The sequence below is a fragment of the Mycobacterium sp. NGS66 genome (assembly GCF_059812225.1).
The window spans coordinates 36965-60431 of sequence record NZ_JCALCG010000016.1 but is presented as its reverse complement, the minus strand read 5'-3'; the positions used below and the strand labels follow the sequence as shown (position 1 = coordinate 60431).

General features: G+C 67.5%; 18 protein-coding genes. 12 read left to right on the top strand and 6 right to left on the bottom strand.

Annotation, left to right across the window (positions count from 1 at the left end; genetic code table 11):
* Nucleotides 1-119: 119 nt before the first annotated feature.
* Nucleotides 120-2441 carry a hypothetical protein gene (locus tag AC5Y2L_RS24065; protein ID WP_499938356.1) on the bottom strand — a complete coding sequence of 774 codons (2322 nt, stop codon included), beginning with the start codon at nt 2439-2441 and terminating at the stop codon, nt 120-122.
* 53 nt (nt 2442-2494) lie between these two features.
* Entirely contained in the window at nt 2495-3229 is a 735-nt protein-coding gene (locus AC5Y2L_RS24060; protein WP_499938189.1) for an NUDIX hydrolase, read from the bottom strand.
* A gap of 203 nt (nt 3230-3432) precedes the next feature.
* Between AC5Y2L_RS24060 and AC5Y2L_RS24055 the strand changes: the two genes are divergently transcribed.
* From AC5Y2L_RS24055 to eccA, 11 genes are all read left to right on the top strand, one after another.
* Nucleotides 3433-4878 carry a CCA tRNA nucleotidyltransferase gene (locus AC5Y2L_RS24055; RefSeq protein ID WP_499938187.1) on the top strand — a complete coding sequence of 482 codons (1446 nt, stop codon included), beginning with the start codon at nt 3433-3435 and terminating at the stop codon, nt 4876-4878.
* A 24-nt stretch (nt 4879-4902) separates the two neighbouring features.
* Nucleotides 4903-5412 carry a pullulanase gene (locus AC5Y2L_RS24050; RefSeq protein ID WP_499938185.1) on the top strand — a complete coding sequence of 170 codons (510 nt, stop codon included), beginning with the start codon at nt 4903-4905 and terminating at the stop codon, nt 5410-5412.
* A 125-nt stretch (nt 5413-5537) separates the two neighbouring features.
* Complete coding sequence (locus AC5Y2L_RS24045; protein ID WP_499938184.1) at nt 5538-7565, top strand: serine/threonine-protein kinase; 2028 nt, start codon at nt 5538-5540, stop codon at nt 7563-7565.
* A gap of 229 nt (nt 7566-7794) precedes the next feature.
* Nucleotides 7795-8121: a WXG100 family type VII secretion target gene (locus AC5Y2L_RS24040; RefSeq protein WP_499938182.1), complete on the top strand. Its 327-nt coding sequence runs from the start codon at nt 7795-7797 to the stop codon at nt 8119-8121.
* Nucleotides 8122-8164: 43 nt separating this feature from the next.
* Complete coding sequence (locus AC5Y2L_RS24035; RefSeq protein ID WP_499938180.1) at nt 8165-8452, top strand: WXG100 family type VII secretion target; 288 nt, start codon at nt 8165-8167, stop codon at nt 8450-8452.
* Nucleotides 8453-8512: 60 nt separating this feature from the next.
* Nucleotides 8513-9346, top strand: a complete 834-nt coding sequence (locus tag AC5Y2L_RS24030) for an ESX secretion-associated protein EspG (RefSeq protein ID WP_499938354.1) — start codon at nt 8513-8515, stop codon at nt 9344-9346.
* Between the two features lie 70 nt (nt 9347-9416).
* Nucleotides 9417-10394 (top strand): MinD/ParA family ATP-binding protein, encoded by a 978-nt coding sequence (locus AC5Y2L_RS24025; protein ID WP_499938352.1) that lies wholly within the window; start codon nt 9417-9419, stop codon nt 10392-10394.
* Nucleotides 10394-11893 carry a type VII secretion integral membrane protein EccD gene (eccD, locus tag AC5Y2L_RS24020; protein WP_499938178.1) on the top strand — a complete coding sequence of 500 codons (1500 nt, stop codon included), beginning with the start codon at nt 10394-10396 and terminating at the stop codon, nt 11891-11893. The genes AC5Y2L_RS24025 and eccD overlap by 1 nt, the downstream gene beginning before the upstream one ends.
* A 41-nt stretch (nt 11894-11934) precedes the next feature.
* Nucleotides 11935-13554 (top strand): type VII secretion-associated serine protease mycosin, encoded by a 1620-nt coding sequence (gene mycP / locus AC5Y2L_RS24015; protein ID WP_499938176.1) that lies wholly within the window; start codon nt 11935-11937, stop codon nt 13552-13554.
* On the top strand, nt 13551-15089 hold the full coding sequence (gene eccE, locus AC5Y2L_RS24010; protein WP_499938174.1) for a type VII secretion protein EccE: 1539 nt from the start codon (nt 13551-13553) through the stop codon (nt 15087-15089). Before mycP ends, eccE begins: the two co-directional genes overlap by 4 nt.
* On the top strand, nt 15086-16939 hold the full coding sequence (gene eccA / locus AC5Y2L_RS24005) for a type VII secretion AAA-ATPase EccA (RefSeq protein ID WP_499938171.1): 1854 nt from the start codon (nt 15086-15088) through the stop codon (nt 16937-16939). Before eccE ends, eccA begins: the two co-directional genes overlap by 4 nt.
* A 695-nt stretch (nt 16940-17634) precedes the next feature.
* Here the strand turns inward: eccA and AC5Y2L_RS24000 are convergent.
* From AC5Y2L_RS24000 to AC5Y2L_RS23990, 3 genes are all read right to left on the bottom strand, one after another.
* Nucleotides 17635-19284, bottom strand: a complete 1650-nt coding sequence (locus AC5Y2L_RS24000; protein ID WP_499938169.1) for a serine/threonine-protein kinase — start codon at nt 19282-19284, stop codon at nt 17635-17637.
* A 163-nt stretch (nt 19285-19447) separates the two neighbouring features.
* Nucleotides 19448-19891, bottom strand: a complete 444-nt coding sequence (locus tag AC5Y2L_RS23995; protein ID WP_499938167.1) for a nitroreductase family deazaflavin-dependent oxidoreductase — start codon at nt 19889-19891, stop codon at nt 19448-19450.
* A 13-nt stretch (nt 19892-19904) separates the two neighbouring features.
* Nucleotides 19905-20750 (bottom strand): NAD(P)H-binding protein, encoded by an 846-nt coding sequence (locus AC5Y2L_RS23990; protein ID WP_499938165.1) that lies wholly within the window; start codon nt 20748-20750, stop codon nt 19905-19907.
* 123 nt (nt 20751-20873) lie between these two features.
* On the opposite strand from AC5Y2L_RS23990, the gene sigI reads away from it, so the two are divergent.
* Nucleotides 20874-21761, top strand: coding sequence for an RNA polymerase sigma factor SigI (gene sigI, locus AC5Y2L_RS23985; RefSeq protein ID WP_499938163.1), 888 nt, complete (start codon nt 20874-20876; stop codon nt 21759-21761).
* Here sigI and AC5Y2L_RS23980 read toward each other — a convergent pair.
* Nucleotides 21758-23032: a MinD/ParA family ATP-binding protein gene (locus AC5Y2L_RS23980; RefSeq protein ID WP_499938161.1), complete on the bottom strand. Its 1275-nt coding sequence runs from the start codon at nt 23030-23032 to the stop codon at nt 21758-21760. The genes sigI and AC5Y2L_RS23980 overlap by 4 nt on opposite strands.
* Between the last annotated feature and the right edge of the window lie 435 nt (nt 23033-23467).

The following is a 23467-nucleotide window of genomic DNA, read 5'->3' as shown; positions in this document are numbered from 1 at the left end:
CCGAGCTGCCGGCTCCGGTGCGGGCAGGCGGGGCGGAGTCACGACCTGAGCGGGTGCGGTACGTCGCTGCGGTGGCCGCTGTCGGTGCGACGGCCGCTCAGGCCGACGTGCGGCGGGTTTCATACGCGGTGCTTCTCAACCCGATCGGCGGCCCGAGGCGGCAGGTCCGGTTGCTGGGGCGGCGGGTCGGGACGGTCGAGGTCGGCGCGGTCGGGCTGGCCGCGGAAACGATGCCACAGCCGACGCCCGGCCAGCGTCACCAGCACGGCCGCAGCGGTCAACGTGATTGCGAACAGCACTTTGCCGTAGGCATTGCAATGCACCGAAAACCGCACCGGCTCGCCCAGCCGCATGCCGTCCTGCGTCCGTAGCGATACGTCGATGGCGACGCGTTGGGTGAAGCGCACTTCGATCGGCACCCGCAGCGGCAGGTATCCCGGCGGCAGCTCGATCTGGCCGACGTCGGTGACGCTCATCCCTGGCGGCGTGTCGACCTGAAGCCGTACCCGGATCGGCACGGCCAGGCCGTTGTGCAAGGCCAGCGGGAGTGGACTGTGCTCGGTGGCCAGGGTGTAGGAACCGCCCGGGTTGACGATCGTCACCGCCCCGAACAGGTCGTTGATCGTGTTACCGACGACCGCCAGCCGCTGCTGGGCCAGCCCGTTGCGGGTGTCCGGCGGTTGGGACTGACTCAGCGCGCGCAGCATGTCCTCGCGCAGCGGCGCGGTGTACTGGACACCGGTCAAGCCGGTGCGGTCATCGGTCATCAGCGCCGACGTAAGTCCCCACAACCGGCCGACCTGGCCGGCGATCTGGCCGGTGACATCGTCGCCGAACTGTCCGCGCGCCGACGGGTAAGGACCCGGCGGTTCCGGTGTGCCGATGCCGATTTGGGCGGCGGCATCGGCGACGACGGCGGTGAGCGGCCGCGGCACCGCCAGCCCCGACCGGATGGTGGTGGCCAGCGCGGTCAAGATCAGCTGCGCGTCATCGCCCTGCAGGTTCCATGACGCGGGCGGCACCAGCAGTTGGGTGCGGGGCGCGGCGGCGCGATCCAGGCTGCGCCAGAACATGGAGCCCAACGCATCCTGACGGCGCGCGGTGAGCGAGTCATGCGTCAGCCGCACCGCCAGCGACGAGTCCAAATAGGTGGGAGTGAGCGGACTGTTGCCGGCCCCGGCCAGTGCGGCGCCGACGGCCGGGTCGAACGGCGCGACCACCACATGCGGGGACAGCCGCCGCGGAACGGTGTCGGCGGCATGGGATCCGCCGGCGGTGTCCTGGGCGGAGAAGTCGGCCGCCGCGATCGCAACGGTGCTGTCGTTGGCGTTGAGCAGGTCGACCGCGCGGTGGGTCAAGGGGCCATCCGGGAGCACGGTGGCTGCTCGGGTGGAGGTCACATCGAGGATGTGGTCGACGACGTCGCCGGCGCTATGGGTGGCAATCGCGCTCAGCCCGCGGTCGTTGACGCGCTGGAGGGCGTCCAGGTCGGCTTGGGCATACGGCAGCGGCGTCACGCAGATTCGGTGCGCCAGCGTCCGTAGCCGGTTCAGCCAGGTGGCCGCCGATGCTTGACCGGCGCCCGGATGGGTTTGTGGACCGGCGCTGCCGGCCGGTTTGGAGACGACGTACCCACCGGTCATCGCGTTGACCGTGACCAGCAGGTCCGGGTCGACCGCCAGGCACAGCGCTCGCCCCACCGCGCCGTCCGGGTCGACATCGTGGCTGGTGGCCACCTCGGCCGCGGAGAGCAGGATGTCGAGCCGGCCCCCGGTGGCCAGCGAGGCGGCCAAGTCGTCGTCAACCAGGCGGACCGGAACTGTCCCACCGGGGGCGCCGGGGGCCAACCGGGGCCGGTCGGCCAGCGGCCACAGCATGGTGATCCACACCGGTTTGGAAGTGTCGGGTGCCACTGCGGCACTCAGATCGTCCGCCTTGTCCGGGGGAATCCCGAGGACCGGCAGCAGGAAGCGGGCGTTGTCGAGCCGGGCCGGGGCACCGTAGTCAGGAGTGCCGTTGGCGTTGACCAGTAGCGGGTAGACCCCGGGCTGCTCAACACCCAACGAGGGCTTGACCAGTGAGCGCAAGGGCGCGGTGAGGGTGAAGCCGGTTTCCTGGCCGCGCTGCAGTTCGGGGGAGATCGTGACGAAATCCCCGGCCGGCTGGTATTGGTCGGTGCTGCCGTCGAGGGAGGTGCGCAGGCCGGCTGACGACGTGACGGGCGCCGCGTGCTCCAGCCGGACCATCACGTCGTGGACCGGGCGGTCGCCGACGTTGGTGACCGTCCCGGTGACGGTGACGATCGGGTCGCTGGTGGTGGTGACGACGTCCGGGCTCACCTGATCGATGCGCACGTGGATGAAGGGGGTCGCGCTGGGTTCGCCGGCGATCGCCCGGGGCACGGTTGATCCGGTGAACACCACGGCAAAACCGGCCACCATGCCGACGACCGCGGCCAGGCGCAACCAACCGGTCCACCGGGTTCGCGGCGTGGTCACGGCCCCGGCTCGCGGCCGTTCCGTGGGCCCGCTGCGCGCTGGTCGGAATGGCGGGTGCGTGAGTGTGTCTGTGGTCTGCGCCGGGGCGAGCTGGGCGGAAGTGGCGGCAGCGCGGCCGGGCCGTCGCTTTGCAGCTTGTCGATCAGCTCGTCGGCCACCTCGGCCAGGCGGCGTTCGTCGGCGTAGGCCAGCCGGGACGGGAGCTCGCGCATCGGCACCCAGGCCACCTCGGCGACCTCGAGGTCCTCGTCGCACAGCTCGCCGCCGGAAAACTTCATCAGATAGTGGTGCACGGTCTTGTGTACGCGGCGGCCGTCGGTGACGAACCAGTAGTCGATGCGTCCGAGGGCGGCGAGCACGCTGCCGCGGATACCGGTTTCCTCGGCGACCTCACGAATGGCGGTCTGCTCGGCGGTCTCGCCCATCTCGATGTGGCCCTTGGGCAGCGACCAGAGCATCCGGCCGCGCCGGTCGATACGGCCGATCAGGGCCGCCACCTGCGATTCGCGGGGTCCGTCGATGCCGTCGATGACCAGCCCACCGGCGGATGTTTCGTGCACGGTGCGCAGCCGCTCCGGCGCGCGGCGCGGCGAACGAGACCTCCGCGGTTTCGTCGTCGCTGCGTCACCGGTCGGCTGGTTGTCCACGTGATTCTGGGCGGAACCTGCAGCGCCACGACCGCGGCGCCGGCCCCGGCGCCGACGTGGTTTCGCCTGTTCGCCGTCCGACACTCAAGCGATAGTAGCTGGCAGGGAGGGTGCCTCCGCCGCGCGACATCGGGTGCGAGGCCAATTAGTCACATCGGTCACTTCAGCACCGGCGCGGGTGGGACCGATCGATTGTCGAAAGCGATAGCACATGCGGTAAAGGTCCACCCGCGTATGCGCAATGCGGGCCGTCCCCACCGGAGCGTCGTGGATTAGGCTGGTCGAACGTGCCTGAACTTGCCCAGCATGCCGAACTGCTGACCAAAGCCGCGGTCGCGCTGAATCAGCACTCGGTTGTGCTGCGCGAACTGGGATCGCTGTTCGACGCCGCAGGCCATGAGCTGTATCTGGTCGGTGGTTCGGTGCGCGACGCCTTGTTGGGCAGATTGAACTCGCCGGACCTGGACTTCACCACCGACGCCCGTCCCGAGCAGGTGCAGCGGGCGGTGCGCGGGTGGGCCGACGCGGTGTGGGACACCGGGATCGAATACGGCACCGTCGGCGTCGGCAAGGGCGACTACCGACTGGAGATCACCACCTTCCGCGCCGATCGGTACGACCAGGTGTCGCGCAACCCGGAAGTCTGCTTCGGCGACCGTCTCGAGGACGACCTGGTGCGCCGGGATTTCACGGTGAATGCAATGGCCGTCCGGGTCACGGGCAGCGGGCCGGGCGATTTCCTGGATCCGCTGGACGGTTTGGCGGCGTTGCGCGCCCGGGAATTGGACACCCCGGCCGCGCCGTCACGGTCCTTCGGCGACGACCCACTGCGGATGCTGCGCGCCGCGCGCTTCGTGTCCCAACTCGGTTTCACGGTGGCGCCGCGGGTGCGGACCGCGATCGAGGAGATGGCCCCCCAACTGGCCCGCATCAGCGCCGAGCGAGTGGCCGCCGAGCTGGACAAGACGCTGCTGGGCGACGACCCGGTGGCCGGCATCGACCTGTTGGTGCAGACCGGGATGGGGGAGGTGGTCTTGCCCGAGGTCGGCGGCATGCGGATGGCGATCGACGAACACCACCAGCACAAGGATGTCTACCAGCATTCGCTGACGGTGTTGCGCCAGGCGATCGCGCTGGAGGACGCGGGCCCGGACCGGGTGCTGCGCTGGGCCGCACTGCTGCACGACATCGGCAAGCCGGCCACCCGGCGGCTCGAGCCGGACGGCGGGGTCAGCTTTCACCACCACGAGGTGGTCGGCGCCAAGATGGTCCGCAAGCGGATGCGGGCGCTGAAGTACTCCAAGCAGATGGTCGACGACGTCTCCCAACTGGTGTATCTGCACTTGCGGTTCCACGGCTATGGCGACGGCAAATGGACCGATTCGGCGGTGCGCCGCTACGTCACCGACGCGGGGCCCCTGCTGTCGCGGCTGCACAAGCTGGTGCGCGCCGACTGCACCACCCGAAATAAACGCCGCGCGGCTCGTCTGCAGGCCAACTATGACCGGTTGGAGGCCCGGATCGCCGAACTGGCCGCCCAGGAGGACCTCAACCGCGTCCGCCCCGACCTGGACGGTAATCAGATCATGGAGCTGCTCGGCATTCCGGCGGGCCCGCAGGTGGGCGAAGCGTGGCGCTATCTCAAAGAGCTGCGGCTGGAGCGCGGTCCGCTTTCCCACGAGGAGGCAACGGCCGAACTGCTCGCGTGGTGGAAAGCCAAGGGGAACCGTTAGCCCGCACGAACCATCCAACAATGCATGGAGTACTGCATGGGCGCCGACGACGGCACGGCGTCAATCTGGAATCGCCCGTTCGATCTCGACCTTGACGGCGACGGCCGCCTGGACGCAATCGGCCTCGACGTCGACGGTGACGGCCAGCGCGATGACGCGCTGGCGGATTTCGACGGAGACGGCGTGGCTGATCACGCCGTCGTGGACCTCGACAACGACGGAACCCCGGAAAGCTACTTCACCGACGACGGGTCGGGGACATGGTCGGTGGCAGTCGACCGGGGCGGCCAACTCCGCTGGTTCGGACTCGACGGCGCCGAACATACCGGCGGGCCGTGGGTCGACTTCGACGGCCAGGGCCGCCCCGACGACCGGCTGATCGACGCGGACGGCGACGGGGTGGCCGACCGGGTGTTGTGCGCCGGCGAAGACGGCGTGACGGGATATGTCGACACCGATGGCGATGGCCACTGGAACGTGCGGCTGACCGACAGCAACGGCGACGGCCTCGCCGACGGCGCCAGCGCCCTGTAGCCGGGACCACTGTTTCGAGCCGAACAGAGGAGGTAGCGGCAGGCAGCCAGATCTCGACGAATTGTCGCAACAACGGCGTTCTGCAGTGGTTTGCCGTTCGTGGGTTTATCGTTCCGGCTAAAGACTTGCTGACCACTGCTTTGGAGGCGGCCGTGGAGGGCGGGACGCCGTTCGGACGTTACCGATTGTTGGAGCTGTTGGGGCGGGGCGGCATGGGCGAAGTGTGGCGCGCGTTCGACACCGTCACCGAACGAGTAGTGGCCTTGAAGGTCTTGCCCACCGAGTTCGCCGACGACGCCGTATTCCAGGAACGCTTTCGCCGCGAAGCAAAATCCGCTGCGGGGCTCGACGAGCCGCACGTGGTGCCGATCTACGACTTCGGTGAGATCGACGGACGGCTTTTCGTGACGATGCGCTTGATCAAGGGCCGCGACCTGCAGAGCATCATCAGCGAGGGGCCAATGGAGCCTGCGCGCGCGGTGCGAATCATCGACCAAGTCGCCTCGGCGCTGCACGCTGCCCACCAAGTCAACTTGGTGCACCGGGACGTCAAGCCGTCCAACATCTTGGTCTGCGACGACGACTTCACGTACCTGATCGACTTCGGGATCGCCCGCGCCGCCGGGCAGAGCAGCCTGACGGGCACCGCCCATGTCGTCGGCACCTGGGCTTACCTGGCGCCCGAACGAATAACCGCCGACCAGACCGACGCGCGGGCCGACATCTACGCCCTGGCCTGCGTCCTGTACGAATGCCTGACCGGCAGCCAACCGTTCCCGGGAAACAGCCTGGAACAACAACTGGGTGGGCATCTCAGCGCGCCGCCCCCGCGCCCGTCCGAACGGCGGCGCGATGTGTCCGCGCAACTCGATGCCGTCATCGCCAAGGGCATGGCCAAGAGTCCCGACGACCGCTACCGCACCACCCGCGAGCTGGCCCGGGCCGCTGCCGCGGCCGTCACAGGACCGGTGGTGGTACCCAATCCCCCGGCGCCAACCGCGGCAGGACCGTTCGCGCACACTCAGTCCACTTGGCAACCGCAGCACCGCTATGGCAATCCTTCCGGCGGTCCGGCCCAGTACCAGCCGATGCAGTACAGCCAACCGTCGCCGGCTGCACCGACGCACGCTCCCGCACCGGCCGACCCGAACCAGTACCGGCCGATGTTCTATGGCACACCACCGCCGGCCCCCAAGCCGTCCCGCAAAGGCCCGCTCATTGCGCTGGCCAGCATCGGGACCGCGTTGGTGGTCGTGGGAGCCGTGGTAGCGCTGGTGCTGGCCAATTCCGGCGACGACACTCCTCCACGCCCCGGTCCGGCACCGGCTGCCACGCCCAACACCGGTCCTTTCACCGGGACTTTTTCCGTGGAACTGGGCCGCGCGGCGTTGTCGAGCGGAACCGCTGCGCAGGACGCCGACGCGGGAGCATTCACGGAATCGTGGCGACTGCGCTCGGCCTGCAACGACGCCAGCTGCGTCGCTACGGCTTCCAGCGGTGGCCGGTATCCCACGAAGGACTTGGTCTTCGACAAGGTCGGCGCCGGCTGGGTTGCCGTCAGCACGTCGCGAAGAAAGTGCGGTAACCGCGACAACGACGAGGCATGGAACACCATTTCGGTCCAGCCGCAGAGCGAAGGAGCGATGACCGGTGAGTTCACCCAAGCCACGGTCAACGGGTGTTACCTCAAACGGAGCGTGACCTTCAACAGAACGGGAGACACCGACGTCACCGCCCTGCCCGACCCCAGCAGCCTGCCGCGACGGGTGGTGTCGCCGGCGGGCGCACTGCGCGGTCGGTACGAAAGCGCGACCATCTATGCCAATGGCGACAAGTGGGTCGACCAGTTGGCAGTGCGGACCGACTGCCTTCGCACCGGCGATAGGTGCGTGAGCCCCTTCCTGGACACCAAGAACGACACCGACCAGGTGTTCGTCTTTGCGAACGGCACCTGGACGCGAAATACGGAGTTCGACTCGACGTGCTCATTGGGCGGGACCGCGCACGTGACGAGCACCGCCTCGCTGCAGATTCCGCAACCGGTCCAGGATCCGATCCCCTTGCTTGCCGGGCACGGTTACGCCGATCTGGCGCCCGGGTCGAAATGCCGCAGTCAGGCTTACGACGAGAGCTTTACTCGCACCGGCGACTAGCTCGTGGCGGGTCGCCACCGTTTGGCTCGTGGCGATCGCAAGCGCGGCGTAGCCGGGCGCTGGGGGACCCCGGCGAGTTTCCGTTTGACAGGCGCGGCATCCTGGTGTCCACTGAACAGCCTGTTGGGCGGCGTGCGCCTGCGCGGGCGGTGAAGTGACAGCCTGCGACTGCCGGTCTACGTTTACGCAGAACCCGGCCCCGGGAGCTCAGGAAATCAAGGAGAGACACATGGCAGACGGCGCCACGACCAAGGCGTTCACCGAATTGCTGCGGACCACGCAGCAGCACATCGAGTCCGCGCTGCAGACCGCAACGGCTATCGCAAACGAGTACCTGCACGGCCACGAGGACGTCGTGAACGTCTCGTCATGGAGCGGCCAAGCCAGTACCGCCTCGCTCGCGACGGCGGCCCAGATCCACCACGATCTCACGCAGACCATCACCGGTGGTCAACGCCTGACCGCTGGCCTGGGAAAGACGGCAGTGCTCTTCGAGGCGCACGAAGACGACGCCGCCCACGGCATGCAGAGCCTGTTCGGCGCGGCGGCGACCTAGAAACGAACCTTCTGCCGAATCAATTCGAGAACGGGAGCACGACATGAGTGAGATCACCTACAACTACGCGGCCATCGGAGCTTTCTCCTCCGATACCGCTCAGCGCGCAGCGCAGCTGATGGAAATCCATCAGGACATCCTGCAGCGGACCCAGGCGCTGGCCGACTACTTCCTGGGCAAGGGCGCGACGGCCTACTTCGACGCGCAACGGCAGATGTTGGACGGGCTGGAAAGCCTGGCCCAGCACATAACCCAGCATCATCGGGTGGTCGACGGGACGATGGAAAGCGCCCGGATCACCGACGCCAACGTGCAAAGCTTCTTCATCTAAAACACAAGCTGAGCGGGGGCGCACGCGATGCGTGCGCCCCCGTGGTTGGGTCCGGACAACGTGTTAACCACCACCGTCGACGGCCTGTGGGCTCTTCAGGTGCTCACGGGCATCGAAGTTTTGGCTCCCGAGCTGGGCTTGCGGCCACATCTTCCCAGCGTCGAACCCAAACAGCTGGCGCTGCAACACCCGGTGACGAGCGAGCTGCAAGCCGTCGGCGTCGTCGACGCGTCGGGAACTGTCGACAGCATCGTGTTGGAATGGCTCACGGTGCTGTCCCGGCGCGATATCGCGCTGCTCATGCAGTTCGGCACGCCGGGCACCGACGAGCCGGCGCGGGTGCTGCTCGCCCGATTCGCGCAGTGGTGGGTGGCGATGGAACGGTCTGCGGACCTCGTCCGGATCAGTGGGGCGGGGACGGCCAGCTCCGAAGGCGCGGCCAGTGGGGCGCTGATCGCACAGATCGAGCGACTGTGCGGCACGAAGGCACCCGCGGCCCTGCGACCGGTCACGCTGGACGCGGATGCCATGCGGGCCTCCGCGACCAGCGGGGAGGCGCTGCGGCGATTTCTGGGCACCCGGCGACTCGACGCCGATCAGATGCAGACGCTGGTGGTTGCCGCCGACCCCGAGCGATCGGCACAGACGTCGATTGTCGCGATCCAGTCCGGCGTGGAAACGGGCCGGCCCACCCGGTCCTACGTCGAACCGAGTGTGGTGACCATAATCGATATCCCGCTGGGCAGATTGGTCGCCGAGAACACGTACTCGGGGGGCCGGAAATGGATGATCATCGCCCCGGGCACCAGGAGCAATGTCGCTGCTGCGCTCAACCGGTTGGTCCGGCGCCTGCCCGCCGATCAACAGTGGTATTCGTACCGCAAAGTCGTGTAGTCGAGAGGTATCGCACATCGTGACCAGTTCGTGGACAACATCGTCCGAATCTGCCGAAAAGGGCGGACAGATCGCGAGAGAGCCGTCGTCCGCGCGTTACCAACGGCTGGATTCGGTATCCGGAACATTGCGCATCTCCGATATGGTCGCGCCGCGCAAAATTCCGCCGGGCGGGGGATGGCGTAAAGCGGTATACCGCCTGTCGTTCAAAACCCTCAACTTCGGCGAATCGCCCGCCGAAAGGCATTATCGAGAATTGCAGGACAGGATACGGCGCCACATCCGAAAGCAGTACGTGATCGGGGTGGTCTCCGGCAAGGGCGGCGTCGGGAAGACCACCATGACCGCGTGCATCGGTGCGGCGTTCCGCGAATGCCGGCCCGAGAACGTGGTGGCCGTGGACGCGGCGCCCGGTTTCGGCACGCTGGCCGGTCGCATCGACGAATCCCCGCCGGGCGACTATGCAGCCGTGCTGAACGACACCGACGTCCAGGGTTATGCGGACATCCGAGAGCACCTGGGCCAGAACAACATCGGGCTCGACGTCTTGGCCGGCAACCGTGCCTCGGACCAGCCGCGACCGTTGGTGCCGTCGATGTTCACCGGGGTACTGTCGCGGCTGCGGCGCACACATACGGTCATCGTGGTGGACACCTCCGACGATCTCGAGCACCCGGTGATGAAGGCCGTGCTGGACGCCTGCGACACCCTGGTCTTCGTGTCCGGCCTGACCGCCGATACCTCACTACCGGTCACCCGCGCGATCGATCTGCTGCGGTCATTGGGCTACCACGAATTGGTGTCCCGCAGCATGGTCATTTTGAACGATAGCCGAAATAAATACGACCCGGATGCGCGGACCTACCTCACTGAGCGCTTCGGTCAGTCGGGCGCGACGGTCGAATTCATGCCGTACGATCCCTATCTCGCAAAAGGTGGGATAATCGATACCCAGCACGAGCTGAAGAAAAAGACTCGGCTACGGCTCTTCGAAATCACAGCGGCGTTGGCCGACAAATACATTCCCGATGCGGACCGGCCGCGCTAATGACCCAATCGCTGGGTAAAGTCTCGTTTCCACCGCGCTGCGCCGTTGCCGTCGTGTGTGGTGAACACCTGCTTTCGCAGGTGTATCCGGCGTCCGTGCCGATCGAGGTTTTCCTGGACGACGTCGTCGAGCTGCTCAACGACGAACTCAAGCGGCGCGGTTTCGGCGGACTGGAGCCCGGCGTCGGATACGAGCTCCACCGGGCCAACGGTGTGCGGCTGGACGTCACCAAGACCCTCGACGAGCTCGGCGTTGAGGATGGCGCCACCCTTGCCCTGGTTCCCGCGGAGGCAGGTGAATCTTTCGAGCCGCAGTACGAATCGTTATCCACCGGCCTGGCCCGGATCGGCAAGAAGCTGTTCGAACCGGTTACCGTCCAAACCGCCTCGCATACAGCGCTGTTCATCCTGACGATGGTGGCGGCGACGGTGCTGGGGCTGGCCGTGCGTCAGCGTTTCGCCGGCGACTCCCTGATGCCGAGCGTGGTGACCGGCGGCCTCGGCCTGTTGGCCGCGTTTGGCGCCGCCGCGGTCTGGCGGTGGTGGCCAGGCCGCACCGACATGATCGACGGGCTCGGTTGGCTGGCCGCGCCGCTGCTGGCGGCAGGGCTCGGCGGCGGGCCGCCGGGAAAGCTGGGATCGGCACACGTGTTCATCGCGACACTGGCAGGCGCCGTGTTGACCTGCGGAATCGCCGCCGGGACGCGGCGTCATACCAAGGTGGCGGCTGCGGTCGTGACGCTGTGCGGGCTTTCCGGCGCCGTCGCGGCGGCGCGGATGTGGCGGCCAATTCCGGCGCAGTGGCTCGGGATGTGCGCCTTGGTGGCGTTGTTGTTGCTGCTGACCATGGCACCGACCATCGCGCTGTGGGTCGCGCGGATCCGGCCACCGTATTTCGGGTCGATCACCGGACGCGATCTGTTCCGTCGCAGCGCCGGACTGCCGCCGGATGTGGTGACGCCCGTGCACGACGACACCGAGAACTCCGACGAGGACGTGAATCCGGATACGACGCCGGGCGGCGCGCTGATTGCGGCGGCGGCGGTACGCGCCAACAGCGTGCTGACCGGTATCTGCGTGGGCGCCGGGCTTGCGCTGCCCGTGGCGGTATGGGCCACCTTGATGCCGGGCCACGACCGCGGTGTGCCGGCCGCGGCGCTAGCTGTGTTGTTCGTGGTGATCTTCATCAGCCGGGGCAGGGCATTCGCGGACAAGTGGCAGGCCGTCGCGCTGGTCTGCGGGGCCGCGGCGGCAGTGTGCGTCGGCGTGCTCAAATACGTTGTACACCAATCAGATTCAGCTTACTCGGTGGTGTGGGGCGCATTGGTCCTGGCTGGGTTCGGCGCGGCCGGCCTGCTGGCGGCGCTGCTGGTGCCGATCACCAGGTTCACTCCGTTGGTGCGCATGACCGCCGAATGGCTGGAGATCGCGGCGATCATTGCGGCGCTGCCCCTGGCCGCCTGGATCGGCGGGTTGTTCACCTGGGTCCGGATGCGATGACTCCAGCGGGTCGAGAGGGCAGGGGACCCTGGCAGCGGCTCATGTCGCTTGCGCTTACCGGCCTACTGGTGGCGCCGGTGACGAGCCTTCCTGCGGCGCAAGCGATTCCGCCGCCCAGCGTCGACCCCAGCCGGGTACCAGCGCACGGCAACCCGGGCCCGGATCAGCCGATGCGGCAGAGCTTCGCTTGCGCGCGAACGATAACGGTCGCAGACCCCAACGTGGCGGTCACCGCACCGGGTTTCACCATGCTGAACATCAGCAAGGCTTGGCAGTACTCGACCGGCAACGGAGTACCGGTCGCCGTCATCGACACCGGCATCAATCCCAGTCGCCGGCTGCCGGTGGTTCCCGGCGGGGACTACATCATGGGCGGCGACGGACTGACCGACTGCGATGCGCACGGCACCATCGTCGCATCGGTGATCGGCGCTGCGCCGCAAGGCATTCCGATGCCAGCACGGATGCCCAGCGCGCCGGCATTCCCGGCACCCGCCGGACCACCGGCGGTCGACGCCGCAGCACCGCCTCCCGGTGGTCCACCGCCGCCGCCGGCACCGCGCCCACCGCCGGCTCCGGTGACCGTCACCCAGACCGTCTCCGCGCCGCCGCCTCCGCCGCCGGCACCGGAGGATGTGCCGTCGAACGGCCAGGGGGATCCCGGAACTGAACACTCCGACGATCCCGAGGTGCCGCCCCCACCGTCGGGCGCGCCGGACGGTGTCGTGGGCGTCGCACCGCACGCGGTGATCATCTCGATCCGCCAGTCGTCGCGAGCCTTCGAACCGGTCAACCCCGGCCCGGGCGACATGGAGGGGCGCAAGAAGGCGGGCACCATCGCGACCCTTGCCAGCGCGATCGTGCACGCCGCCGACATCGGCGCCAAGGTGATCAATGTCAGCGTCACCGCCTGCCTATCGGCGGCCGATCCGCTGGATCAGGGCGCTATTGGCGCCGCCGTCTGGTACGCGGCCACCGTGAAGGACGCCGTGATCGTCGCCGCGGCGGGCAACGACAGCGAAGACGGTTGTACCCAGAACCCCTCGTTCGACCCGCTCGACGCCTCCGATCCGCGTGATTGGCATCAAGTCAAGACCGTGTCGTCACCATCGTGGTTCGCCGACTACGTGTTGTCGGTGGGTGCTGTGGACAACACCGGCGCACCGATCAGCAAAAGCCTTGCCGGACCCTGGGTGGCCGCCGCGGCACCGGGCGTCGGGATCATGGGGTTGTCACCGGAGACGGGCGGCCCGGTCAATGCCTACCCGCCGATTCGTCCGGGCGAGAAGAACATGCCGATCTGGGGCACTAGCTTCTCGGCGGCCTACGTCAGTGGTGTCGTCGCATTGGTGCGGGCGAAATTCCCGGGGCTGTCCGCTCATCAGATCGTCAACCGGATCTTGCAGACCGCGCACAATCCACCACGTGGAGTAGACAATCAAGTCGGCTACGGCGTGGTCGACCCGGTGGCTGCGCTGACGTTCGATGTGCCTGCTGGAGAACGGCTTCCACCGGCTGCGGCCAGCCGGGTGATCAGGCCGGCGCCGCCGGCCGCCGCGCCGGACCACCGCGCCCGCACGGCGGCCCTGATCTTCGCCGGGGTGGTGGCGGCCCTGATCGCCGTCGTCGCACTGATCTCACGGGCACGGCGCGAGCGATGACGGCTGCCACCAGGCTGACCATCATCGTCGGCGTGTTCTGCTCTGGCCTAAGCGGCTGGGCGCTGGGTGAATTTATCGGTGCTGCAATAGGTTTGGCCGTCGGGCTGGGCCTTGGCGTGATCAGGTGGCGGGGCCGTCAGGCTTGGTCCTGGCTGGGCTTGTGGGCGCGGCGCCGGCGGCCGATCGAATGGTCGGAGCCATTGACCGTCGTCAACGACCGCGCCGGGGGCGGAATTCGATACCAGGACGGCGTGGCGGTTGTCGCGGTGCAGCTGCTCGGGAAGGCGCATCTACCAACGCTGTTCACCGGATCGACCTCGACGCACACCGAAAATGCCCTGGACCTAACCGATCTGCGCCAGATGCTAAGCCAGAGTCTTGGCCTGACTGTCGATTCGCTGAGCGTGATCAGCGGTGGGGCGCGGCGGCGCAGCGTCGGCGACTATCCCCGGGTTTACGACACCCTGATCGGCACGCCGCCATATGCCGGCCAGCGGGAAACCTGGCTGGTCGCGCGAATCCCAGTGCTGGACAACGCCGATGCACTGCGCTGGCGTGCTTCGATCGGCACCGCGACGCTGGCGGCCGGTCAGCGAATTGCCGCCGCCATGCGCCAGCGTGGCATTCGCGCAAAGGTGGCGACGGCCACCGACATCGTCGAGATGGAGCGACGGTTCGGCCGATTCGCGCTCGACGCCCCCGACGGGCGCTGGCGGTCGGTTCGCGGCGACCACGGATGGCTGACGACCTACTGGTACCAACCCGACGACATCACCGCCGAGAAGTTGGCGCAAGCCTGGTCTATGCGGGCCGACGGGATCATGCAGAACATCACCCTGTTCGGTGACGGCAGCCTCACCGCCACGGTGACGGTACGCACCGCGCAACCACCGACGGCTCCGCCGAGCACCATGCTGAACACGTTGCCCGGTGAGCAGTTGCTGGCGGTGGCGGCCAACCTGTGCGGCCCGCTGCCGCGGCTGCGCGGCGTGCGACGCGCCACGTTGGAGGGCTCGCTCGTCGTGCCCATCGGGCCGTCGGGGGTGCTGCTCGGCAAGGTCGGAGGCGGCAACCGGATGGCGCTGCCGTTGGACGATGCGGGGGAGTTCAGCCGGGTCCACATCGCCGCCGAAGATTCGCTGGCCAAACGGATCGTGATCCGGCTGGCCGGGACGGGCGAGCGGATCACGGTTCACACCCGAAACCTGCAGCGGTGGAACAGTGTTCGTATGCCTGACGTCGCCGTCGTGGACCAGCCGAAGCCGGTACCGGGCACGACCGTCAGTGTGGTGGATGGCACGCTGACACCTGCGCCGCGCCCGAACACCTTGATCTCCGTCGGGGAACCCGGCGGGCCCTACCGCGGAACCGCCGACGTGCTGATCACCCAGACGGGTGCGGCCACCGTGGAAGTGTCGGCGGCTGGGCAGGTGCACACGGTGGAGATCGAGTTGTTCCGTGCCGAGAACCGCTACGTATCCGCTGAGCCGACGGTGTTGCGGAGTCTCGAGTTGGCTGCGGCGGAGCCGCAATGACGAGCAGCACCGGTACGGCCGCCGCGCGCAAAAGGTTCGACCAGGCGATGGCCTTGCTGACCGCTGACGGGCATGCCGATATCGCCGCCGCCAGAGCGCGGTTCGCGGAGGCCACCGAGATCGACGCATCCATGGCCGACGCCTGGCTGGGCCGCATCGCCGCCGGCGACGAAACATTGTCGACGGTGCAGCAACTATACGAGTACGGCAGTCGGTTGCATCGGGAGACCAACCGGCTCGGCGTGCGCCTGTCGGCGCCGATCAAAGCCGGCCCCTACCTGTCGATTTCAGTGACCGAGGCATCGCATGCCGGGCTGGCGCTGGCCAGTGCCCTGATCGATGATGGCCAATACGCGAAAGCCGAAGCGTTGCTGGCGGATTCGGCGCTGTTGGACACCTGGGAGAATCACCAGTGGCACCAGTACATCAAGGCCTACTTGATGTTCGCGACTCAGCGGTGGCCGGACGTCATCTCGGTGGCGGCCGATATCTTGCCGCCACAGGCAATCATCATGTCGGCGGTTACCGCGGCTACCTGCGCGCTAGCGGCCCACGCCGCGGCCCATCTCGGCCAAGCGCGCGTCGCACTCGACTGGACCAACCGGGTCGAACTGCGCAACGGACACCTGGGCCAGGGCGGACGCCCTCACGAAAGCGTGGTCACCGCAATAGATCCCAGTGACTTCCCGCTGATCGCGGCGGACCTGGCTTACGTGCGGGGGATGGCGCATCGCCAGCTCGACGAGGAACACGAGGCGCAGATCTGGTTGTCCAAGGCGACGATCAACGGTGCGCTGATCGGCTCCGCCAAACGGGCGCTGGCCGACCCCTCGCTGCAACTGGCCATCACCGACGAAAATGCGATCAACACCCGCACCGACAAATGGGACGTGAACACCGAACGGTCCGAACAGCAGCGCCGCGACGAGGAACACGAGGAGCGGCGTGCCCACCTCCTGGCGGAGGGCCGCGCGTTGCTCGACAACCAGGTCGGGCTGGGCGAAGTCAAGCGCGCGGTCGCCGAGCTGGAGGACCAGATCGAGGTTCGGGCACTTCGGCTGGCGGCCGGGTTACCGGTGGCCAATCAAACGAACCACATGCTGCTGGTGGGACCGCCGGGCACCGGCAAGACCACCACCGCCGAGGCGCTGGGCAAGATCTATGCCGGCCTGGGCATCGTGCGTCATCCCGAGATCGTCGAAGTCAAGCGGGCCGACTTCTGCGGGGAGCACATCGGCGCCTCGGGCCCCAAGACCAACGAGCTGATCAACCGCTCGCTGGGCCGCATCCTGTTCATGGACGAGTTCTACTCGCTGGTGGAGCGCCACCAGGACGGCCGGCCCGACATGATCGGCATGGAAGCCGTCAACCAGCTGTTGGTCGCGCTCGAGGTGCATCGATTCGACTTCTGCTTCATCGGCGCGGGATACGAACAGCAAGTCGACGAATTCCTCACGGTGAACCCGGGTTTGGCGGGCCGGTTCAACCGCAAGTTGCGGTTCGAGTCGTACACACCCGACGAGCTGGTGGAGATCGCGGTCCGCTACGGGACACCCCGGGCCACCGTTCTTCAGCCGGCGGCTTGCGAGGCACTCAGCGCCGCATGCGCAACGTTGCGTCGCTACCACGCGGCCGACGGCACCCACGGCATCGACGTCATGCACAACGGACGCTTCGCCCGCAACGTGGTGGAACGTGCCGAGCGGTTGCGCGATTCACGTGTTGCCGCCCAGCATCGCAGCGACAAGGGGTCGGTGACTGTCGAGGACCTGCAAACGCTGCGCACTGAAGACGTGATCGCCGCAGTTCGCGAAGCCTGCGCGGAAAAGCACGTGCCAGTGGATTTTTAGCGCAGCTTTCTTCCCGCGAAGGTCCGCAAAATGCCGAGAAAACCGCCATTTCGCGTACATATGCGGACGCTCGCGGCAAAGTCGCGGGTTAGATCACTCTTCCCGCGACCCGACTTTTACCCGGCTTTTATCACTGCGGCGGGTTCGGCGGCTCGGCGGCGCTGCGACCTGCTGAATCGCTTGGCGGCTGGTGCAGGTTTGTGCACTAGGTGTGGCCGTAGGCGATCGCGACACCCAATGTGGCGATCGACAGTACCAAAATCACATTGGCCACGTGAGTACCGTGAGCCGGCCATAAGGCGATCTCATTTGCGCTATCACCGGCGATATCGCAACGAAACCCACCTCGTGGTAGATCAAGCGACCGAGGGCACCCACCGCAGGCGCGACCGTAAACGAACTAGCAGAACGGATCGTCGGCCGACCAACCCAGCTGGGCGGGGTAGTTGAGATGGTGAAATCTACTGATACACAAAAAGTTTCACGACAATGAAAGCAGCAATTTAGGACCGAGGCAGAAGAGATTCGTGCGCACCGAACACTGCAACACCGTCCGATCCACGCTGAACCGCAAACAGCGACGATCGGGCGTGAACATCTTGTAGCGCCCCGCAGAAGCCCTCCGCAGCGATAAAAGCCAGGTCAAACCCGACTATTCCGCGTACATCTGCGCACGCTGGCGGCCGAGTCGCGGGTTAGACGTTGCCGGTTGCCCCGCTGGGGCTGTCCGGGGCCCAGTCCTGGATAAAAGTAGTGCTTCTATTGTCGATCACAGTGCTGGCAGACGCCCGCACCACGATCGGCTGACCGGGGCGGATGCCGAGGCTGTCCTGGGCGACCTTGATCGTCAGGGTGGAACCGGTGATGTTAGCGGCGCCCGCGAGGGGTGTGGGCTGTGCGTGGTCGCCGCAGTTGGTGCCTGGCTTATAGATGGTGATGCCGCCGGTGCCGTAATCAATTCCCCAATCGTACGAGTCCAGCACGCTGTCCTTACAGGTCGGCACCTTGTTGGGGTCGAGCCGGATGCCGATCCATGTGTCGAGGAGATTCATCGGGGTCGATGGAGTGTATTCGGTGGTGATCACCAGGTTGGTGCCGTCGGAGTGGACCGACAGGCTAACGATGTCGCTGGGGCCGTAGACCTTGCCGTCGACTGGGTGCGGGACCGCGTCGCCCGCCGGGTCGGTCACGCTGAACCCAGGTGTGGGTTGCGCAGTGGATTTGGCGGCTGCGGCGCTGCCGGGGGATGCGCCGCTCGCCGTCGCGCCACTGGGTGCTGAGGGAGTCTTGCCAGCTTTGACGGCGACAGCGACTACCAGGATCACGGCGACGGCCAGGATTGCCGCTGCTGCACCGATCATTCCGCGGCGACGTGGACGCCGATCAGCCTGCAACCCTGGTACGACCGGCTCGCCGGACGGGTAGGGCAGCGCTCCCATCGCGCCGGCGTGCAGTGTGGCCTGCTGACTGATCCGGTGGCCCGCATCCCGGGGAACCCTCGGCCAAGGTGGCGGGGCCGCCGGTCGTAATCCGTCGCCGACGACTTGTCGGGCGGCTACCGCGAGTGCAGCGGCGGTTTGATAACGGCCGTTCGGGTCCTTCGCCATGCCGCGGGCGATCACCGCGTCGAATCCTGTTGGCACGCCGGGCTGTTGGGCGCTCGGCCGGGGCGGATCTTGGGTCAGGTGCGCACGCATCTGTTGTGGCAGGCTGCTACCGGGAAATGGCGGTTTGCCCGTCAAACACTCGTGCAACACACAAGCCAGTGCATACGTATCGGCGCGGGCGTCGGCACTTCCGGTTTCGTAACGCTCTGGAGCCATATACGCGAACGTCCCGATCGTCGTGCCCGTGCCCGTCAAGCCGGTCTCTTCGACAGCGCGCGCGATTCCGAAATCGATGAGATACGCGAAGTCCTTCTCCGCGACAAGGATGTTGGAGGGTTTGACGTCGCGGTGGACCAGGCCGGCTTGGTGGGCGGCATGTAGCGCTCCGGCGATCTGCTCGATTATCGCGACCGCGCGGACGGGATGCAGTGGACCCCGGGCAAGGAGGTGGTTGAGGTCTTCGCCCCGGATGAGTCGCATCGAAACATACAGGCGGCCCTCGATCTCCCCGAAGTCGTAGATCGGCACCACGTGCGGATCGTCCAGGCCCGCCGCTGCCTGGGCCTCGCGTTGGAACCGCGTCTGGAACAGTTTGTCGTCGGCCAAATGGGTCGGCAGGACCTTCATCGCGACCACCCGGTTAGTGACCGTGTCGTACGCCCGCCAGACCTCGCCCATCCCGCCCCTGCCGAGTAGCTCGACCAAGCGGTATCTTCCGAACGGCGTGCCCTCCACCATGCCCCCCACAGCAAACCGGCCCAAAAGCTGCCAGCACCATACCCTGTGCCAGTACCGCTAGCAGCAGCTTCGCGGTGCTCAAACGTCGGCCCCGCGAGGGTCCGCAAAATGCCATCAAACCGGGCCATTTCGCGTACATATGCGGACGCTCGCGGCCGAGGAGCTACCCCGTGGGGTCGAAGCGGAAAACGGCAAGTCGGCCGGCCAGCGCCTCGAATTCGTCGGCGGTTCCGTCGCGGACCAACCCCGAGCGCTTCGCGAACGCCACACCCACGGGCACCTCAGCCGGAAAGACGCGCAACACCGGCCGGGCTTCCTCGGCGGTCAGCTCCACGATCCTGACCTGCCGGGCCCGGCGTCCTCTGGCCAGGGTGCCGACGTCCGCGGCCCGCGCGTTGGCCGCCCAGTCGGCACCCGGATAGCCGGCCACCACGTACAGGCCGCCCTGGAATTCGAACGGCGTCATCGGCGTGCTGCGCGGCTGACCCGACTTGCGGCCGGGCACTGTCAGCACCATGGCCGGGCCGGTGGGGATGCCGAGCTTCTGCACGGCCATCATCACCTTGTTCATCGGCTTGAGGTATCGCGGCGGACGTGGTTCGGACATCGAAACTGCCTCCTTACTTGCTGAACAGGTCACGACGCTGCGACACGAACTCCGCGAACGTCAGGGCCGGGCGGCCCAGGATCTTTTCCACGTCGTGGGTGACGAGGGCGGGCTTGTCGATTGTCTCGGCGAGCATGGCGAGATACGCATCGGCGAACGCGGCGGTGAAACCGATATCGATAAAGCGTTGCCGCACCTCGTCGGCAGGCACTTCGAGATATTGCAGCGGCCGGTCCAGCACCGCGCCGATCACCGCCACCAACTCGGCGTTGGTGAGCGATTGCGGACCGGTCAGCGGGATGCGTTGGCCGACGAGCTCGTCGGTGAGCAGCGCCCGCGCCGCCACCGCCGCGATGTCGCTCTCCACGATCGGCGCGCTGGAAGCCGCGGCATACGGCCCGGCCACCACGTCGCCGGCGCGCAGCTGCGCCGACCACATGCCGACGAAATTGGTCGCGAACACGCTGGGCCGCAGACTGACCCAGTCCACGCCGGAGTCGACGGCGAGGCGTTCGATTTCCCGGTTGCGGTCGCCACGCACGCGCGACGGCTGGCGCGCGAAGTCGTCGTCGGCGTTGATCGCCGACAGCGCAACCAATTTGGAGACGCCGACGTCCCGGGCCCGGGTGATCACCGCCGACATCGCCTCGGTATCCGGGCCCAGCGCACGGGAATTGAGAAACACCGCCGACGCTCCGGGCAGCGCTTCGAGCGCTGAGCCGAATACCTCGACGCCGGTGGGAAAGTCGGCAGTTTTCGGGGTTCGGGTGATCGCTCGCACGCGGGCGCCCGCGGCGGCCAATTCGGCGACCAGGGGGCGGCCCACGTTGCCGGTTGCTCCAGTTACGACGACGGTCATCGATAGCTCCTTCAGGTGGTGAGCCGCGCTGTTCGCAGGCTCCTCACACAACGACGGCCCACGACGGCGGAAAGTTACAGTCGGAATCGGTAACTTTTTCGCGCGCCAGATCGTCGGTGATGTATGAACCAACCGCAGTCAGCGACCGAGCAGCTTACGGACGCCTGGCGGCGGCACCGTCCTTACCTGGTCAACCTTGGCTATCAGATCATCGGAGACGTCGGCGACGCCGAAGACATTGCGCAAGAAGCATTTCTGCGGCTGTCCCGGGCCGACGCGGACCAGATCGACGATGTCCGTGGCTGGCTGACCGTGGTCACCAGCAGGCTGTGCCTGGATTACCTGCGTTCGGCGCGGGCCCGCTACGAACGCCCCGGCGACGCCCCGCAGGGGCGCGAATTCCTGAACGACGACTCGCGACCCGCCGACCCGGCCGACCGGGTGACCCTCGACGACCAGGTCAGCACGGCCTTGTTGGAGGTCCTGCGCAGGCTCACGCCGGGTGAGCGGGTGGCGTTCGTATTGCACGACGTGTTCGGGCTCCCGTTCGACCAGATCGCGGAAACCGTCGGCCGTCCCGTCGGAACCTGCCGGCAGTTGGCCCGTCGGGCCCGCGGCAAATTCACTGCGGCGCAACCGAAAACGAGCGACGTGGCCTCCGCCGAGCACCAGGCGGTCACCGAGAAATTCATCACCGCGTGTGCCAACGGTGACATCGCCGCGCTCGCCGCCGTCCTGGATCCGACGGTCTGGGGAGTGGGAACGGTCCTCGCGCACCCAGCTCCGCCGCCACAGGTCAACCACGGCCCGGACGCGGTGGCGACGAACCTGCTGCGGTACCTGGGCCCGGGCGTGACGCTGGTCAGTGGCCCGGCCGGGCAGCCGGTGGTGCTGGCCTTCGCCAACCGGCGGCTGTTCGCCGCCGTCGTGCTGACCATTCGTGGTCAGCTGGTCACGAAAATCGAGGCGATCGCAGATCCCGCGGCCCGTGCCGGAGCGGTGTCCGGCTAAGCGTGCGGCGGCTCACGGCGGTCCCGCGTGGCGGCGGGCCGAGCGGCGAAATACCCCGTGACGGTCGCGGTGACCTCCATGAATCTGCGCCGCGTTGCCCGAGCCATTTCGTGTCGCACGTCGATGACGCCGCCCGGCCGTAGGTGCGGGTCGAAGGGCACCTCGATCACCGGCCGCCCGTGGTCGACGAACTCGCGAGCCAGCAATGCCCGGGTGCGCTTGTCGGCATGGCCGTCGGAATCGTTGAGCACCACGATGCTGTTGTGCAGCAGCCGGTCCAGCCCGTGATCGGCCAGCCATTCCATGGTCTTGGCCGCGGCGGAGGCGCCGTCCGCCCAGGGCGATGACACCACGATCAGCGCATCGAGATCGCGCAACACCTCTTGGGTGACCGCGGAGTCCATGGTGGAGCCGCAGTCGATGATCGAGATCGCGAAGTGGCGGTCCAGGCGTCGCGCGGCTTCCCGGTAGATCGCCGGATCGAGCACTCGGCGTGGACCAGCCGCCGGTTCGCCGCCGAGCACGTACAGGCCGACGGGGTTGTGGCCGACCCGGGCGATCACGTCGCTGAACGACTCCAGGTTGACATCGCCGGTCAGTTCCCAGAACGAGCTGTTGACGTGCGGATCGATTCGGCTGCTCAGCCGGCCGAAGGCGGTGTCGGCGTCGATCGCCACGATGCGGTCCTGTTGCCGTAGTTCGGCCAGGATGGATCCGACGCTGGCCGCCACCGACGTCTTCCCGACGCCGCCCTTGCCCAGCACGCCGACCTTGTGGTTGCCGTGCAGCGGAACCTGAATGGCAGCCCGGAATTGAGCCTCTTCCCGCTGTGCGGCGGACGGACCGGGTTTGACCAGGCCAAAGGTCGCCTTGCGGACCAGCCGTCGCCAACCGTGGTCCGGCGGTATGGGCGGGGTCAGGTAGAGGGGCCCGAAGGACGAGTCGGCCCGGTGCGGCATGGGCTGCGGCGGGCCCGGGGGTGGTCCCGGATGGCGCGGTGGAGCCGGCAGCCGGGCGGGCTGGGGTGGCGGGCCGGGCGGCGGTCCCGCGGGTCGGTGCGGTGGGCCGGGCGCGGGATGGCGTGGTAGCCCGGGAGCAGGAGCCGGCGGGTGCGGCGGCCCGGACGCAGGAGCCGGGGGACGGACGGGGGGTGCGGGCCTGGACGGAACGGGGCTAGGCCGGGCCGGCGGATGGCCCTCGGCACGGTCCGGGGGAGCCTCGGGAGCGCTGGGCCGCAGACGGTCACGAAAGTATTCGTCGTGCTCGGTCATGGGCTCCTCGGGTGCCAGGCGGTCCGACCACCAAGTGTCGTTCCGGAACCACGTCGTACCAGACCAGTATCTGCCAACTCCGCGAGAGCCCGACGGACGCGACGGCTCGGAGCCGCCGGTTGCCGCGTGGCCGTATTGCGCAAACTCGGCGAACTGGTCCGCAGCTCGGACGACGGTGCTGGTAGAGCCTCAAGTCGCATTGACGGCGGTCACAGCAAACCTACCCAAGCGGTCGATGTGGTCCGGGCAGCAAGCCGCGCCGGCGTTGTTGCGGCAGTAGGCGGGCGGTGACACAGACCACCACGACGAGGTCGCTCCTGCGCTTCGCCGCAGGTCACGCGCAACGGGCGGGCAGGTTAGTATTAGGGAAGTTGGCATGTCAGGCGGGTTTTGTCATATCGTTTTACGACTTGTCGAGAGCGGTTATCGGCCTCC

Bases quoted from the DNA above. Each gene is read 5' to 3' on its own strand.
- eccA (WP_499938171.1), top strand. From the start codon at position 15,086: ATGACGAGCAGCACCGGTACGGCCGCCGCGCGCAAAAGGTTCGACCAG.
- AC5Y2L_RS23980 (WP_499938161.1), bottom strand. From the start codon at position 23,032: ATGACCGAGCACGACGAATACTTTCGTGACCGTCTGCGGCCCAGCGCT.
- eccE (WP_499938174.1), top strand. From the start codon at position 13,551: ATGACGGCTGCCACCAGGCTGACCATCATCGTCGGCGTGTTCTGCTCT.
- mycP (WP_499938176.1), top strand. From the start codon at position 11,935: ATGTCGCTTGCGCTTACCGGCCTACTGGTGGCGCCGGTGACGAGCCTT.
- AC5Y2L_RS24040 (WP_499938182.1), top strand. From the start codon at position 7,795: ATGGCAGACGGCGCCACGACCAAGGCGTTCACCGAATTGCTGCGGACC.
- AC5Y2L_RS24050 (WP_499938185.1), top strand. From the start codon at position 4,903: ATGGAGTACTGCATGGGCGCCGACGACGGCACGGCGTCAATCTGGAAT.
- eccD (WP_499938178.1), top strand. From the start codon at position 10,394: ATGACCCAATCGCTGGGTAAAGTCTCGTTTCCACCGCGCTGCGCCGTT.
- sigI (WP_499938163.1), top strand. From the start codon at position 20,874: ATGAACCAACCGCAGTCAGCGACCGAGCAGCTTACGGACGCCTGGCGG.
- AC5Y2L_RS24065 (WP_499938356.1), bottom strand. From the start codon at position 2,441: ATGGTGGCCGGTTTTGCCGTGGTGTTCACCGGATCAACCGTGCCCCGG.
- AC5Y2L_RS24035 (WP_499938180.1), top strand. From the start codon at position 8,165: ATGAGTGAGATCACCTACAACTACGCGGCCATCGGAGCTTTCTCCTCC.
- AC5Y2L_RS23990 (WP_499938165.1), bottom strand. From the start codon at position 20,750: ATGACCGTCGTCGTAACTGGAGCAACCGGCAACGTGGGCCGCCCCCTG.
- AC5Y2L_RS23995 (WP_499938167.1), bottom strand. From the start codon at position 19,891: ATGTCCGAACCACGTCCGCCGCGATACCTCAAGCCGATGAACAAGGTG.
- AC5Y2L_RS24000 (WP_499938169.1), bottom strand. From the start codon at position 19,284: ATGGTGGAGGGCACGCCGTTCGGAAGATACCGCTTGGTCGAGCTACTC.